Genomic DNA, 14,303 nt, shown 5'->3' on the forward strand with positions numbered 1-14,303 from the left:
CTTCCTGGAGGAGACTTCTGCAAAAGGCGCGAAACGGAAGCCTCTTTCGTCATGCTGAACGTGTTTCAGCATCCACTTAGCTGCAATATCAAGCGCTTAAGCCAAGCGGCTCGGTGGACCCGGCCTCCGCCGGGGAGACGAGAATGGGTTTCGCAGAGGCATCCTGCTCAGGACAAACGGCTCGTGAGCGGCTCCAGCGGCAGTTCGGCCTGCGCGACCGGCGCGAAGCTGCGCCGGTGAAGCGGCGACGGTCCGTGTTCGCGCAGCGCCGTACGGTGCTGCGGGCAGCCATAGCCCTTGTTCGATTCCCAGCGATATTGCGGGTAATCGCGCGCATGGCCGATCATGATCGTGTCGCGCCTGTGCTTGGCGACGATGGAGGCTGCGGCGATGCACTGCGCCTGCCCGTCGCCGCCGACGATCGCGGTCGCCGGGTGCTGCCAGCGCGGCAGGCGGTTGCCGTCGACCAGGACGTGGCCCGGCGCGCATCCCAGCGCCTCGACCGCCAGCGCCATTGCCTTCATCGTCGCCCAATGGATGTTGATCCGGTCGATCTCGTCGGCTTCGACGATCCCGACGCCGACGATCGCGCACGCCATCAGCCGGTCGTGCAGGCGTTCGCGCGCGGGCGCGGTCAGCTTCTTCGAATCGTCCAGCCCGCGCGGCCGCCCGCGTTCCGGCAGGATCACCGCGGCGGCCACCACCGGCCCGGCGAGCGGCCCGCGCCCGGCCTCGTCCACCCCGCACACCGGTGCGGCGAACAGCTTTTCATGGCGGCGGCTGGGCATGTTCAGTGCGTTAGCGCATCGAACGGCGCGACGCCAAGGGCGTGGCCCATCGGCCCCGCACCGCCGCCCAGCCCCGGCGCGTTCGCGAGCGCCGCCCGGACAAAGGCGATGGCACGCCCGGTCGCCGCCTCCAGCGCCAGGCCGGCGCCCAGGCCGGTCGCGATACCGCTGGCCAGCGTGCAGCCGGTGCCGTGCGTGTGCCGCGTAACGATGCGCGGATTGGTAAACAGGCGCGTGCCCGCATCGGTGACCAGCCGGTCCTCGACCATGTCGCCGTCGCCATGGCCGCCCTTGGCGAGCAGCGCCGCGCCGCCCGCGCGCACCGCCGCGTCGCCGCCCAGCGCCGCCAGTTCGGGCAGGTTCGGCGTCACCAGCGTGGCGAGCGTCATCAGCCGCCGAAACGCCGCGATGGTGGCGTCGTCGGCAAGCACCGATCCGCTCGTCGCGACCATGACGGGATCGAAGACGATCGGCACTTGCGGCAGCACCGCCAGCCTGTCCGCCAGCGCATGTGCCGTCGCCGCCGATCCGATCATGCCGATCTTGACCGCATCGACGCCGATGTCGGCTACCACCGACTCGATCTGCGCCAGCACCGTTTCGGTCGGAATCGGGTGCACCGCCTGCACGCCCAGCGTATTCTGGGCCGTGATCGCGGTAATCGCGGTCATGGCATGGCCGCCCAGCATGGCGACGGTCTTGATATCCGCCTGGATACCGGCCCCGCCGCCCGAATCGGACCCGGCGATGATGAGGATTCGCGGTGGCGCCATGGGCCCCTTGTGCCAGCGATCGCCCCCCATTTGTACCCATTCCTCCCCAAGCTCGCTTGGGGAGGGGGACCGCCGAAGGCGGTGGAGGGGCACCGCGAATCGGTGAAGCCGCGCAAAGACACGCCTTCGCCCTTGAGGCACCCCTTCACTACGCTTCAGATGGTCCCCCTCGAGGACCTCGGACCCGCAACCGAAGCGGCGAACGCACCCGCGCCGCCGGCTACTCCGCCACCTCGCGCACCGCGTCGCAAATCCGGTCGACGATTTCCTCGACCCTGCCGCGATCGTCGCCCTCGGCCATCACGCGGATCACCGGCTCGGTGCCCGAGGGACGGATCACCAGCCGGCCGGTGCCGTTCAACTCTTCCTCCGCCCTGGCGATCACCTCCTTCACGCGCCCGTCCTCCAGCGGCCTGCCGCCGTCGAATCGCACATTCTTCAGGAGCTGCGGCACCGGGTCGAAGCGGTTCAGCACCTCGCTCGCCGGCGCCTGCGCGCGCACGATCTCCGCCAGCACCTGCAGCGCGGCGATCAGCCCGTCGCCGGTCGTGGCATAATCGGACAGGATGATGTGTCCCGACTGTTCGCCACCGACATTGAAGCCGCTGGTGCGCATCTTCTCCAGCACGTGCCGGTCCCCCACCTTGGTGCGGATCAGGTTCATGCCCTGCGCGCCCAGATGGCGCTCCAGCCCCAAATTGGACATCACCGTCGCGACCAGCCCGCCGCCGCCCAGCCGCCCGTCGCGCGCCCAGCCGGAGGCGATGGTCGCCATCAACTGGTCGCCGTCGACGACCCGGCCGTTCTCGTCCACCACGATCAGGCGGTCGGCGTCGCCGTCCAGCGCGATGCCGAGATGCGCGCCCATCGTCACCACGGTTTCGCACAGGGTCTGCGGCGCGGTGGATCCGACCTTGTCGTTGATGTTCTTGCCGTTGGGCGTCACGCCGATGGCGGTCACGTCCGCGCCCAGTTCCCACAGCGCCGACGGCGCCACCTGATAGGCCGCGCCGTTGGCGCAATCGATCACGATCTTCAGCCCGTCCAGCGTCAGGTCGGTCGGAAAGGTCATCTTCGCGGCGTGGGTATAGCGCCCGCGCGCATCCTCGACACGGCGCGCCCGGCCGATATCGACCGCGGCGGCCAGCGGCACGTCGCCGTCGATCAGCGCCTCGATCCGCTCCTCGTCGGCGTCGGACAGCTTGAACCCGTCGGGCCCGAACAGCTTGATGCCGTTATCGGCGAACGGATTATGGCTGGCGGAGATCATCACGCCCAGATCGGCGCGCATCGAATGGGTCAGCATGGCGACGGCCGGCGTCGGCATCGGGCCGACCTGCACCACGTCCATGCCGACGCTGGTGAACCCGGCGACGAGCGCGTTTTCCAGCATGTAGCCGGAAAGCCGCGTATCCTTGCCGATCACCACGCGGTGCTTGTGGTCGCCGCGCACGAAATGCGCGCCCGCGGCCATTCCCACCTTCATCGCCATTTCGGCGGTCATCGGCAGCCGGTTGGTCACGCCGCGAATGCCGTCGGTGCCGAAATATTTTCTTGCCATTGCCGATAATACCCTAATCTTGCCGGAAACTCCCTGCGCGTGTGATAGCGCCGCCAGCCACAAAGAGCGAGCATGTCACAAGCCACGCGTATCCTCATCGGCCTGATCGTCGGACTGACGGCCGGAATCGCGGCCGCCGCGGTCGCGCCCGACCGCGCGCTCGACTGGGCCGACTATGTCCGGCCGGTCGGCACCGCCTGGCTCAACGCGCTCAGGATGACGATCGTGCCGCTGGTGGTGTCGCTGCTGATTACCGGGATCGGCGCGACCGCGAAGGCCGCCCGCGCCAGCCGGCTGGCGACGCGCGCGATCGTGACCTTCATCGCGCTTCTCTGGCTGTCCTCGCTCCTCGGCGCGCTCCTTACCCCGCTGGCGCTCGCCTGGTTCCCGCTCGCCGGCGACGCGGCGGAGGCGCTGCGCCAGACCTTCGCGGCGGCGAAGCCCGTGGGCGACATCCCGCCTTTTTCCGAATTCCTCCAGGCGATGATCCCGACCAACCCCATCGCCGCGGCCGCGAACGACAGTTTCCTGCCGCTCATCATCTTCACCACCGTCTTCGCCTTCGCCGTCACCCGCCTGCCGAACGAACCGCGCGAACGGCTGACGGGATTCTTCCAGGCGCTGGCCGATGCGATGCTGGTGGTCGTCAACTGGGTGCTGTGGCTGGGGCCGATCGGCGTTTTCGCGCTCGCTTATGTCGTCGGCGCACGCGCCGGCACCTCGGCCTTCGGCGCGCTCATCCATTACGTCCTGATCGTCGCCGGCGTCGGTGCGGTGGTATCGCTCGTCGCCTATCCGCTCGCCGTTCTCGGCGGCCGGGTGCCGCTCGGCCGGTTCGCCCGCGCGATCGCCCCGGCCCAGGCGGTGGCGATTTCCACCCAGTCCTCGCTCGCCTCGCTGCCGGAGATGCTGCGCAGCACGGAAAAGACGGGCGTGCCGGTCGCGAGCGGCGGCATGGTGCTGCCGATGGCGGTGGCGATCTTCCGCTTCACCGGGCCGGTGATGAACATCGCCGTCGCGATCTATGTCGCGCATGTCTTCGGCATCCATCTCGGGCCGGCGCAGCTCGCGGCCGGCGTCGCCGCCGCGGCGATCACGACCATGGGTGCGGTGGGCCTGCCCGGTCAGGTCAGCTTCATCAGCTCGATCGCGCCGATCGCCATCGCCATGGGCGTGCCGATCGAACCGCTGGCGCTGCTCGTCGCGGTGGAGACGATGCCCGACCTCGTCCGCACCATCGGCAACGTTATGATGGACGTTGCCGTCACCACCGCCATCGTCGGCAAGGACGCGGAACCGGCGACCGAGGCCGACGCCCTGCTGGCGCAGGACTGACGCCGCCCCCCATCGCCCATCGTCATTCTGACGAAAGTCCGAATCCAGAGCCCACAGCGCCTGCGTCTCCGAATGCCGAACCAAGTTCAGCATGACGAACGGCCTTACTTCAGCAGCACCAGCTCCTCGGCCATGCTCGGATGCAGCGCCACGGTCTGGTCGAACTGCGCCTTGGTCAGCCCCGCCTTCACCGCGACCGCCGCCGCCTGCAGGATTTCCGGCGCATCCGGTCCGATCATGTGCAGCCCCACGACCTTCCCGTTCGCCCCGTCGCAGACCATCTTGTACAGCGCGCGTTCGTTGCGCTGCGCCAGCACGTTCTTCATCGCGCGAAAATCGCTGGTATAGACCTTGACCGATCCCAGCTTTTCCTTCGCCTCGCCCTCGGTCATGCCGACGCCCGCCACCGGCGGATGGCTGAACACGGCGGACGGGATACAGCCGTAATCGACGCGCGTCGGCTTGTCGCCGAACACGGTGTCCGCGAACGCCTGCCCCTCGCGAATCGCCACCGGCGTCAACTGCACGCGGTTGGTCACGTCGCCCACGGCATAGATGCTGTCGCAGGTCGAGCGGCTGTCGGCATCGACCTTCACCGCGCCCTTGTCGTCGATCTCGACCCCGGCATTCTCCAGGCCCAGCCCTTCGGTATTCGGCACGCGGCCGGTGGCGAACAGCACGCAATCGACGGTGATCGGGTCATGGCCCGTCATCTCGACCGTCAGGCTGCCGTCCTCGTTCTTGGTGATGCCGCGGAACTCGGCGTGGAAGCGGAATTCGATTCCCTTCATCATCGCAATCTGAAGCAAGCGGTCGCGGACCGATTCGTCATATCCGCGCAGGATCACGTCGGTGCGGTTGATCAGCGTCACCTTGGTGCCGAATTCCTGGAAGATCCCGGCGAACTCGTTGGCGATATAGCCCGCGCCCGCGATCAGGATGCGTTTGGGCAACTTGTCCAGGTGGAACACCTCGTTCGACGTGATGCCGTGCTCGTGCCCCGGACATCCCGGTATATGCGGCCGCGCGCCCGTGGCGATCAGGATCACCTTCGCGGTCACCTCCCTGCCGCTCGCCAGCTTCACGCCGTGCGGGCCGGTGATCGTCGCGCGCTCACCCACGATTTCGACGCCGTGATTGGTCAGCGTCTGCGTATAGGCGTTGTTCAGCCGATCGACCTCGCCCAGCACATTGTCGCGCAGGCGTCCCCAGTCGAACTCGCACTGGTCGGGCACCTTCCAGCCGAAGCGGATCGCGTCCTTCAGGTCCTCGGCGAAATGCGCGCCGTAAACGAGCAGCTTTTTCGGCACGCAGCCGCGGATGACGCAGGTGCCGCCGACGCGGTGCTCCTCGGCGATCGCGACCTTCGCCCCGTGCGCCGCCGAAACCCGCGCCGCCCGCACGCCGCCGGACCCGGCGCCGATGACGAAAAGGTCGTAGTCATAGGAAGCCATCACATTCTCCGTTCAGGCAGACGTAAAAGCCGTTGTGCTGAGCTTGTCGAATCACTGCACTTCTCCACCTGGTAGAAAGCAGCCCTTCGACCGGCTCAGGGCAAACGGCGCATTCAACCGAAGGCCCGCTTGATCAGGTCATTGGTCGAGGCGTCGAAATCAAGCTCGCCCCCCTCGGCAGCCGCGCCCGCCGCCTTCGCCATTTCCTTGCCCAGCTCGACGCCGAACTGGTCGAACGGATTGATGCCGAGCAGCACCGCACTGACGAACACCCGGTGCTCGTAAAAGGCGATCAGCGCGCCCAGCGTGCGCGGATCGAGCGTGTCGAGCAGCAGCGTCGAGGACGGCCGGTCGCCCGAATAAGCGCGTGCCGCATCGTCGTTCTCGCGCCCCTTCATCAGCGCCGCGCCCTGCGCGAAGGCGTTGAGCAGCAATTGCCGGTGATGGTCGGGGTTCAGCGCATCGCCCGGCTCGGTCACCGCGACGAACTCCACCGGCACCAGATGCGTGCCCTGGTGCAGCAACTGGAACACCGCGTGCTGCGCATCCGTGCCGACGCCGCCCCAGGTGATCGGCGCGCTCGGCCGGTCGAGCGGCTCGCCCTCGGCCGTCACGCCCTTGCCGTTCGATTCCATCTCGAGCTGTTGCAGATAGTCGGGAAGCAGCCGCAGCCGCTCGTCATAGGCGAACACCGCGCGCGTCTCGCAGCCGCGGGCCTGCGTGTAATACAGGTCCGCGAACGCCGCGAGCACCGGCGCGTTGGCGCCGAAATCGCCGAAGCGGAAATGCCGGTCCATCTCGGCCGCGCCCTCCAGCATTTCCTCGAACACGTCCCAGCCCAGGCCGAGTGCGGCGGGAAAACCGATCGATGACCACAGCGAATAGCGTCCGCCCACGCTTTCCGAAAAAGGCAGGACGCGCGTCTCGTCCACGCCCCATTCCACCGCCTTGTCGGGCGATGCGGTCAGCGCCACGACCTTGCCGTACGGATCGGCGACGCCGCCATGGCGCATCCACGAGATCGCGCTGTTCGCGTTCAGCATCGTCTCGGTCGTGGTGAAGGTCTTCGATGCCACGACCAGCAGCGTCGCCTGCGGGTCGAACCGGGCGAACGCCTCCTCCAGCGCCACGCCGTCGACGTTCGACACGATCGCCACGTCGTAGCGGTCGCTGTCGCGGCCCAGCGCATCGACCAGCAGGTCCGGCCCCAGCGCCGATCCGCCGATGCCGACATGCAGGATGTGCCGCACCGGCCCCAGCGCCTCCGCCTCGATCGCGTCGATCAGCGCGCGCATGCGGGCGTGGAAGCCTTGGGCGCGCGCCACGCTGTCGGGCGCGCCCTCGCCGCGCTCGGCGGTATGTTCGGCGGCGCGGCTCTCGGTCACGTTCACCGTCTCGCCCGCGAACAGCGCGTCGCGCTTGTCGGCCAGCCCGGAATCGCCCGCCAGCCGGACGAAGGCGTCGATCGCCTCCGCCGTCAGATGCGTCTTCGACCAGTCGAAATGGATGCCGGCCACGTCCAGGCTCAGCAGCGACACCCGCTCGGGGTCCGCGGCGAACAGCGTATCGAGCCGTTGCTGCTCCAACCCCTCGATCGCCGACCAATCGCGCTTCGCCATATCGTGTCTTCTCCTGCTATTTGCCCCGGATGCGGCCTCCCTATCGTGCGAAAGGCGGTGTCGCCAGCGGTAACGCATGCTTGACGGCGCGGGTCCCGCGCCGCACAGCATCCGGCCCATGAACGATCACGCACCCTCCGCCGACCGGAACGAGGCCACCGAGGCGAAGCCGCATTCCGAATGGCGCGACACGCTCTCCTTCGTGGTGAAGCTCGCCCTCGCCGTCTTCATCATCCGCAGCTTCATCGTCTCGCCCTTCGTCATCCCCTCTGGCTCGATGCTGCCGCGGCTGCTGATCGGCGACTATATCTTCGTCACCAAATGGAATTACGGCTATTCCAAGCACGCGATGCCGTGGAGCCCGCCCATCATCCCGGGCCGCATCTTCGCCGACACCCCGCACCGCGGCGACGTTGTGGTGTTCAAGGCGCCGCCCGCCGATGACGAGGACTGGGTGAAGCGCGTCATCGGCCTGCCCGGCGACACGATCCGGATGCGCGCCGGCCAGGTCATCCTCAACGGCAAGCCGATTCCGAAACAGCGCGTGGCCGATTTCGTCCTGCCCGTCAGCCCCAATTTCAGTTGCGACGCCTATTACCAGCAGATGGACGGCGACACCCTCACCTGCCACTATCCGCAGTTCCGCGAGACGCTGCCCTCGGGCAAGAGCTACAAGGTGCTCGACCTCGGCCAGACCATCGCCGACGATACCGAAGTCTACAAGGTGCCCGCCGGCCACGTCTTCCTGATGGGCGACAATCGCGACAACAGCGAGGACAGCCGCTTTCCGCAGGTCGTCGGCCAGGGGATCGGCATGGTCCCGATGGAAAATCTGGAGGGCAAGGCCGTGGTCAACTTCTGGTCGACCGACGGCAGCGCGAGCTGGTTCCTGCCCTGGACCTGGGCGTCGGCCGCCCGCTGGGACCGGATCGGCAAGACGTTTTGAGCGGCGCCGACCTGAAGACCTGGCTGAGCGAAACCTTCGGCCATGCGCCACAGGCGATCGAGCGCTACGAACGCGCACTGACGCACGGAAGCCAGGGACGGGCCAATTACGAGCGGCTGGAATTTCTCGGCGACCGCATCCTCGGCCTCGTCATCGCCGAATGGCTGTACGAACGCTTCGGCAGCGAGCCGGAAGGCGCCCTCTCGCGCCGGCTGAACGTGCTGGTCGCCGGCACCACCTGCGCCGAGGTCGCGCGCGACATCGGCGTGGCGCCGCATCTGCGCCTCGGCAAGCAGGCGCGCGACGACGGCGCGGCGCAAAGCGACAATGTGCTGGGCGATGTCATGGAGGCGCTGCTCGGCGCGCTGTATCTGGAAGCGGGGCTGCAGCCGGTGCGCGATTTCGTCCGCAGGGCCTGGGGCGACCGCATCGATTCGCAAACCCGCGCGCCGCAGCATCCCAAATCCGCGCTGCAGGAATGGGCCGCGGCCCACAACCGCCGTCCGCCCGAATACAGCATTCTCGACCGCTCCGGCCCCCACCACGCCCCGCGCTTCACGGTGAGGGTGGCGATCGGCACCTTCGCCGAAGCCACGGCCGAGGGTACGTCCAAACAGGAAGCCGAAACGGCAGCGGCCAAGGCACTGCTGAAGGATCTAGAAGACAAGGGAACAGCCAAGCGCCGTTGATCCCGAAGGAGGGCCGTGCTTCGATAGGCTCAGCACAAGCGGATAAAGCAAGAGGCATGGAGCAAGGTGATCCGCCCTCCCGTTGCCCTGAGCTTGTCGAAGGGCCGTTCTTCCCCTTATCTGAACCGCATGCGCTTCTGGGCCTACATGCTCCACTGCCGCGGCGGTGCCTTCTACATCGGCCACACCGATAACCTGGACCGGAGAATCGCCCAGCACCGCTCCGGCCTAATCCCCAGCTTCACCGCCACTCGCCTGCCGGTCGAGCTGGTCTGGTCCGAAGCCTTTCCCACCCGCGAAGAAGCCAAGGCCTGCGAACGCCGCCTGAAGGGCTGGAGCCGGGCCAAGAAGCTCGCCCTCATCCGAGGCGACTTCGCCGAAATCTCGCGCCTGGCGAGGAATAAGAACCGCCCTTCGACGAGCTCAGGGCAAACGGAATAATCGCAACGCCGAAGACCCCCGGACCCGACATTCTAACCCACCCCGCTCGCCCTGAGCTTGTCGAAGGGCTGCACTCCTCTTCCGCCCACAGGTCCGACCAACACCCACGCGGCCCCAAACCACCGCTCACTCCTGCCCCCACCCCACCCGCTCACCCTGAGCTTGTCGAAGGGCGGTATTTCTCTACAGCCCACCGACGACCCAACCAACACACGCCCCCTTCCCCTTCGACACGCCCCCCGGAACGCACTAAGAGCCACGCCATGCACGAATCCTCCCCCCGTTGCGGCCTCGTGGCCGTGGTCGGCGCGCCCAATGCCGGCAAGTCGACGCTCGTGAACCGCCTCGTCGGGCAAAAGGTCGCGATTACCAGCCCCAAGGCGCAGACCACGCGCACCCGGCTGATGGGCATCGCCATTACCGGCGAAACGCAGCTCCTGCTGGTCGACACGCCGGGCATCTTCGATCCGCGCCGCCGGCTCGACCGCGCGATGGTCGCCGCCGCCTGGGGCGGGGCGGAAGATGCCGACGCGGTCCTGTTCGTCGTCGACGGCAAGGGCGGCGTCGGCCCGCGCATCACCAAACTCGCCGAAGCGCTGGCCGAACGCCGCGAGCCGAAGATCCTGATCCTCAACAAGGTCGACGTGGCCGACAAGCCCAAGCTGCTGAACCACGCCGCCCGGCTGAACGCGCTCGCCGCCTTCGACGAGACCTATTTCGTCAGCGCCACCACCGGCGACGGCGTCGACGATCTGAAGGCCGCGCTCGCCGCGCGGATGCCGGCCGGGCCATGGCACTTCCCCGAAGACCAGGTGTCCGACGCCACCGACCGGATGATGGCGGCCGAGGTCACGCGCGAACAGCTCTACCACCAGCTTCACGCCGAATTGCCCTATGCCAGCGCGGTCGAGACCGAACGCTATACCGAGCGCGAGGACGGATCGGTCGAGATCCACCAGCAGATCCTGGTCGAACGCGAAACCCAGCGCGCCATCGTGCTGGGCAAGGGCGGTGCTCGCATCAAGGCGATCGGCGCCGCCGCGCGCCAGGAATTGCACGAATTGATGGGCGTGCGCGTCCACCTCTATCTGCACGTAAAGGTCCGCCCCGGCTGGGAAGACGACCGATCGCTCTACAGCGAAATCGGCCTCGACTGGGTCGACTGATTCCGGCCCCTCCCTTGAAAGAGGCCTCTGCGAAAGGTGGGCATACCCTTTTCCATTTTTCGTCATGCCGGACTTGTTCCGGCATCCACGGTGCAGCAAACCGGCACCGTACGGGTTCGTGGCTCCGTGGCCCCCGGAACAAGTCCGGGGTGACGGGGAGTTTCGCGAGAAGTCTCCTTGAAGGGAGGGGAAATAGAACCACCTCCCCAACCCGTCGTTCCTGCGCAGGCAGGGACCCATGCTTCCCTCGACACCCCCCACCTCCGGAAAAACCATTTTCCTACACCCGCCGGTCTGTGCCACCACCGCCATGGCTCTTTGATATCGGTTATACTTCCCCCTCGCGCGCACCCGCGCGCCGGCGCGCGCGCAGAGGTGCGACTCTGTGCGACCTTTGGCGAATTTCCGCGCCTTTCAGGAAAGCAGCGAGTCCACCCATCGCGGCACGAGCACCCCCGCCGGCCCCAGCCGGCTCTCGTCGAACCGGTGGCTGCCCTCCGACCGGTCGAGATTGAGCTCCAGCGTCGCCGCTTCGTACGCCGCCGCCATCTGCACGAAGCCCGCGGCGGGATAGACCGCGCCCGACGTGCCCACCGACACGAACAGATCGCACCGCGCCAGCGCCTGCTCGATTCGCTCCATCTCGCGCGGGATCTCGCCGAAAAAGACGATGTCGGGCCGCAGCATCGCCTCGCCGCAATCGGTGCAGGCGCTTCCCGGCGGCAACGCGCCCGGCCACCGCGAATGCGCGCCGCACATCGCGCACAGCGCCGATCGCAACTCGCCATGCATGTGGATCAGCCGCTTCGCCCCGGCGCGCTCGTGCAGGTCGTCGACATTCTGCGTGACGATCAGCAGCTCGCCCGGCCATGCGGCGTCCAGCCTCGCCAGCGCGCGGTGCGCCGCATTGGGCTCCACGCCGGCCAGCGCCGCCCGCCGCGCGTCATAGAATTGATGTACGGTTTCCGGGTCGCGCGCCAGTGCCTCCGGCGTGCAGACATCCTCGACCCGATGTCCTTCCCACAGCCCGCCCGGCCCGCGAAAGGTCGCCACCCCGCTTTCGGCGGAGATGCCGGCGCCGGTCAGCACAACGATGTTGCGGATGTCGTCCATGCGCATGCGAACATAACCGCTCGCCAGCCCCTGTCACGCGTCGCGGATTTCTGCCATGGGCCTAGGGGCGCGAGCGGCATCGCGCGACACGAGGGAAACGGCATGACCAGCATCGGCATCTTCGGCAATCTCGGCCGTATGGGCCGCGCCATCGAGGCGGCGATCCCGCGGACGGGCGGCAGTTTCGCCGGCGGCATCGATCATGGCGGCGATGCCTCGGCGCTCGCCCGGTCGGCCGACGTGCTGGTCGACTTCTCCGCTCCCGGCGCGCTCGACCGGCATCTCACCGCGGCGCAGGCGGCAGCGACGCCGATCGTCATCGGCACCACCGGCCTGACCGGCGCCCATCACCGCCGCATCGACGAGGCCGCACGCGACATCGCCGTGCTCCAGACCGGCAACACCTCGCTCGGCATCGCCATGCTGGCGGCGCTGGTGAAGGACGCCGCCTCCCGCCTCGGCATCGATTGGGATGTGGAGGTGCTGGAGATGCACCACCGGGCCAAGGTGGATGCGCCTTCCGGCACCGCCCTGATGCTGGGCGACGCCGCGGCGGAAGGGCGCGGCAGCGACCTGTCCGACCTCTCCGTCGTCGGGCGCGCCGGCCTGACCGGCGAGCGGACCGACGGCACCATCGGCTTCGCATCCCTGCGCGGCGGCACGGTGGCGGGCGACCACAGCGTGATCTTTGCCGGCAATGGCGAGCGCATCACCCTGTCGCACCAGGCCGAAAGCCGCGACATCTTCGCGCACGGTGCGATCAGGGCGGCGCTGTGGCTCGCAGGGCAACAACCGGGCCGCTACACGATGAACGCGGTGCTCGGCCTGTGAAGAAGGCGGATGTCGTCGAATTCTATTCCCGCCTCGCCGAGGAGAACCCGCACCCGGAAACCGAGCTCGAATCGGTCAACGACTATACCCTGCTGATCGCCGTCGTCCTGTCGGCGCAGGCGACCGACGCCGGCGTGAACAAGGCGACGCGCCAACTCTTTCGGCAGGTCGACACGCCGGAAAAGATGGTGGCGCTGGGCGAGGACGGGCTGAAGCAGCACATCAAGACGATCGGCCTGTTCAATACCAAGGCGAAGAACGTCATCGCCCTGTCGAAGGCGCTGATCGAAGATCATGGCGGGCAGGTCCCCGCCGACCGGGATGCCCTGCAACAACTTCCCGGCGTCGGGCGCAAGACCGCGAACGTGGTGATGAACGTCGCCTTCGGCCGGGAAACCTTCGCCGTCGACACCCACATCTTCCGCGTCGGCAACCGCACCGGTCTGGCGCGCGGCAAGACCCCGCACGCGGTCGAGCAGAAGCTCGATAGGGCAACGCCGCAACCCTTTCGGCTCCACGCCCATCACTGGCTGATCCTGCACGGCCGCTATGTCTGCAAGGCGCGCACGCCCGAATGCTGGCGATGCATCGTTCGCGATCTCTGTGCGTATAAGGACAAGACGCCCGCGCCGGACGCGCGCAAGAAGCAACAGGGCGCGAAGCAATAGGAGATGCCGACATGCGACCGATCCTGATCGCGCCGGCGGCCATCGCCGCAAGCGCCGCCCTCGCCGCCTGCGCCACCACGCCGGAGGAGCGCAGCGCCTACGAGGCGAGCGAGGCCGCAAAGGTGCCCGCTGCCACGCCCACGGGCGAAGCGGTTTCCTGCATCCAGACGAACCGGATCCGAGAGACGCGCGTGCACGGCGATTCCGTCATCGACTTCGTGATGGACGGCGGCCGCGTCTATCGCAACCGGCTGCCCAATCGCTGCTCCGGCCTCGGCTTCGAAGAGCGCTTCGGGTATGAAACCCATATCGGCCAGCTCTGCTCGACCGACACGATCACGGTTCTCTGTTCCCCGCCGCAGCCGGGCCCGACCTGCGGCCTGGGCGAATTTCAGCCGGTCGAGCTCGCCGGCGACTGAATCGGACTGGCATCCCCCGACCAGCGATGCTAAGCGCCCTTGCCACGCACCCGTAGCTCAGCTGGATAGAGCGCTGCCCTCCGAAGGCAGAGGCCACAGGTTCGAATCCTGTCGGGTGCGCCACAAAATCAATGACTTAGCGAATATTCGATGTTGCCGCACGGAAAACGTACGGAAAACGCAATCGTACAGTCTGTGCTGAATTGGAATGCGCGTTGCGACGATTCGGGTTGGTAGTGCGCGCCCTTCCGGCATGCGCGTATCGTCCGCTTCGCACTAGGGAATTGCGGGAGGGCGCTTAGGGGTACGGTTAGCCTATTGAACGACGGGCTATATTTCGCCAACCACAGCTGGCTACCCCACGATTATGCCCACAATCGTACTCGGATTTATTGGCACGGTCTGGCTCATTCTACCGATGGTTGAATCGGGGCCGGTTGCCACCTGTCCGGTGCTGACAACAAATGGGCCGAATCAAACGTTCGGCTCCCGCCAACTTT

General features: G+C 67.4%; 14 protein-coding genes and 1 tRNA gene. 9 read left to right on the top strand and 6 right to left on the bottom strand.

Annotated elements, in window-relative coordinates; translation table 11 throughout:
* Positions 1-167: 167 nt before the first annotated feature.
* The 3 genes from rnhB to glmM form a co-directional block, all read right to left on the bottom strand.
* A complete protein-coding gene (rnhB, locus tag RPR59_RS14295) occupies positions 168-788 on the bottom strand; it encodes a ribonuclease HII (RefSeq protein ID WP_313915175.1) in 621 nt (206 codons plus the stop codon).
* Between the two features lie 2 nt (positions 789-790).
* The gene (thiD, locus tag RPR59_RS14300) at positions 791-1,561 is read right to left on the bottom strand and encodes a bifunctional hydroxymethylpyrimidine kinase/phosphomethylpyrimidine kinase (RefSeq protein ID WP_313915177.1); all 771 of its coding nucleotides are present in this window, start codon (positions 1,559-1,561) and stop codon (positions 791-793) included.
* 220 nt (positions 1,562-1,781) lie between these two features.
* Positions 1,782-3,122, bottom strand: a complete 1,341-nt coding sequence (gene glmM / locus RPR59_RS14305) for a phosphoglucosamine mutase (protein ID WP_313915179.1) — start codon at positions 3,120-3,122, stop codon at positions 1,782-1,784.
* Positions 3,123-3,194: 72 nt separating this feature from the next.
* On the opposite strand from glmM, the gene RPR59_RS14310 reads away from it, so the two are divergent.
* Positions 3,195-4,457 (top strand): dicarboxylate/amino acid:cation symporter, encoded by a 1,263-nt coding sequence (locus RPR59_RS14310; RefSeq protein WP_313915181.1) that lies wholly within the window; start codon positions 3,195-3,197, stop codon positions 4,455-4,457.
* 104 nt (positions 4,458-4,561) lie between these two features.
* Here the strand turns inward: RPR59_RS14310 and gorA are convergent, their stop codons facing one another.
* Together gorA and pgi are read right to left on the bottom strand one after the other, a co-directional pair.
* Positions 4,562-5,911 (bottom strand): glutathione-disulfide reductase, encoded by a 1,350-nt coding sequence (gene gorA, locus RPR59_RS14315; RefSeq protein ID WP_313915184.1) that lies wholly within the window; start codon positions 5,909-5,911, stop codon positions 4,562-4,564.
* 113 nt (positions 5,912-6,024) lie between these two features.
* Positions 6,025-7,530, bottom strand: coding sequence for a glucose-6-phosphate isomerase (pgi, locus tag RPR59_RS14320; protein ID WP_313915186.1), 1,506 nt, complete (start codon positions 7,528-7,530; stop codon positions 6,025-6,027).
* 118 nt (positions 7,531-7,648) lie between these two features.
* Between pgi and lepB the strand changes: the two genes are divergently transcribed.
* The 4 genes from lepB to era all read left to right on the top strand — a co-directional run bounded on the left by lepB (position 7,649) and on the right by era (position 10,772).
* Entirely contained in the window at positions 7,649-8,476 is an 828-nt protein-coding gene (gene lepB / locus RPR59_RS14325; protein WP_313915189.1) for a signal peptidase I, read from the top strand.
* Complete coding sequence (gene rnc / locus RPR59_RS14330; RefSeq protein WP_313915192.1) at positions 8,473-9,165, top strand: ribonuclease III; 693 nt, start codon at positions 8,473-8,475, stop codon at positions 9,163-9,165. Before lepB ends, rnc begins: the two co-directional genes overlap by 4 nt.
* A 66-nt stretch (positions 9,166-9,231) precedes the next feature.
* Positions 9,232-9,606, top strand: coding sequence for a GIY-YIG nuclease family protein (locus RPR59_RS14335; protein ID WP_313915194.1), 375 nt, complete (start codon positions 9,232-9,234; stop codon positions 9,604-9,606).
* Between the two features lie 263 nt (positions 9,607-9,869).
* On the top strand, positions 9,870-10,772 hold the full coding sequence (gene era, locus RPR59_RS14340) for a GTPase Era (RefSeq protein WP_313915196.1): 903 nt from the start codon (positions 9,870-9,872) through the stop codon (positions 10,770-10,772).
* Positions 10,773-11,186: 414 nt separating this feature from the next.
* On the opposite strand, the gene RPR59_RS14345 is transcribed toward era, so the two are convergent.
* Positions 11,187-11,885: an NAD-dependent deacylase gene (locus tag RPR59_RS14345; RefSeq protein ID WP_313918541.1), complete on the bottom strand. Its 699-nt coding sequence runs from the start codon at positions 11,883-11,885 to the stop codon at positions 11,187-11,189.
* A gap of 102 nt (positions 11,886-11,987) precedes the next feature.
* Here RPR59_RS14345 and dapB point away from each other — a divergent pair, with 102 nt between their 5' ends.
* The 4 genes from dapB (at position 11,988) to RPR59_RS14365 (ending at position 13,926) form a co-directional block, all read left to right on the top strand.
* Positions 11,988-12,716: a 4-hydroxy-tetrahydrodipicolinate reductase gene (gene dapB / locus RPR59_RS14350; protein WP_313915198.1), complete on the top strand. Its 729-nt coding sequence runs from the start codon at positions 11,988-11,990 to the stop codon at positions 12,714-12,716.
* Entirely contained in the window at positions 12,713-13,384 is a 672-nt protein-coding gene (gene nth / locus RPR59_RS14355) for an endonuclease III (protein ID WP_313915200.1), read from the top strand. Before dapB ends, nth begins: the two co-directional genes overlap by 4 nt.
* A gap of 11 nt (positions 13,385-13,395) precedes the next feature.
* The gene (locus tag RPR59_RS14360; protein WP_313915203.1) at positions 13,396-13,803 is read left to right on the top strand and encodes a DUF6491 family protein; all 408 of its coding nucleotides are present in this window, start codon (positions 13,396-13,398) and stop codon (positions 13,801-13,803) included.
* Between the two features lie 46 nt (positions 13,804-13,849).
* Positions 13,850-13,926, top strand: a tRNA-Arg gene (locus tag RPR59_RS14365).
* Positions 13,927-14,303: the final 377 nt, after the last annotated feature.

The sequence above is a fragment of the Stakelama saccharophila genome (genome assembly GCF_032229225.1).
GTDB lineage: Bacteria > Pseudomonadota > Alphaproteobacteria > Sphingomonadales > Sphingomonadaceae > Sphingomonas > Sphingomonas saccharophila.

What these genes read in the sequence shown, in the direction of transcription:
- rnhB (WP_313915175.1), bottom strand. Translation starts at nt 788, where the DNA reads ATGCCCAGCCGCCGCCATGAAAAGCTGTTCGCCGCACCGGTGTGCGGG.
- thiD (WP_313915177.1), bottom strand. Translation starts at nt 1,561, where the DNA reads ATGGCGCCACCGCGAATCCTCATCATCGCCGGGTCCGATTCGGGCGGC.
- glmM (WP_313915179.1), bottom strand. Translation starts at nt 3,122, where the DNA reads ATGGCAAGAAAATATTTCGGCACCGACGGCATTCGCGGCGTGACCAAC.
- RPR59_RS14310 (WP_313915181.1), top strand. Translation starts at nt 3,195, where the DNA reads ATGTCACAAGCCACGCGTATCCTCATCGGCCTGATCGTCGGACTGACG.
- gorA (WP_313915184.1), bottom strand. Translation starts at nt 5,911, where the DNA reads ATGGCTTCCTATGACTACGACCTTTTCGTCATCGGCGCCGGGTCCGGC.
- pgi (WP_313915186.1), bottom strand. Translation starts at nt 7,530, where the DNA reads ATGGCGAAGCGCGATTGGTCGGCGATCGAGGGGTTGGAGCAGCAACGG.
- lepB (WP_313915189.1), top strand. Translation starts at nt 7,649, where the DNA reads ATGAACGATCACGCACCCTCCGCCGACCGGAACGAGGCCACCGAGGCG.
- era (WP_313915196.1), top strand. Translation starts at nt 9,870, where the DNA reads ATGCACGAATCCTCCCCCCGTTGCGGCCTCGTGGCCGTGGTCGGCGCG.
- RPR59_RS14345 (WP_313918541.1), bottom strand. Translation starts at nt 11,885, where the DNA reads ATGGACGACATCCGCAACATCGTTGTGCTGACCGGCGCCGGCATCTCC.
- dapB (WP_313915198.1), top strand. Translation starts at nt 11,988, where the DNA reads ATGACCAGCATCGGCATCTTCGGCAATCTCGGCCGTATGGGCCGCGCC.
- RPR59_RS14360 (WP_313915203.1), top strand. Translation starts at nt 13,396, where the DNA reads ATGCGACCGATCCTGATCGCGCCGGCGGCCATCGCCGCAAGCGCCGCC.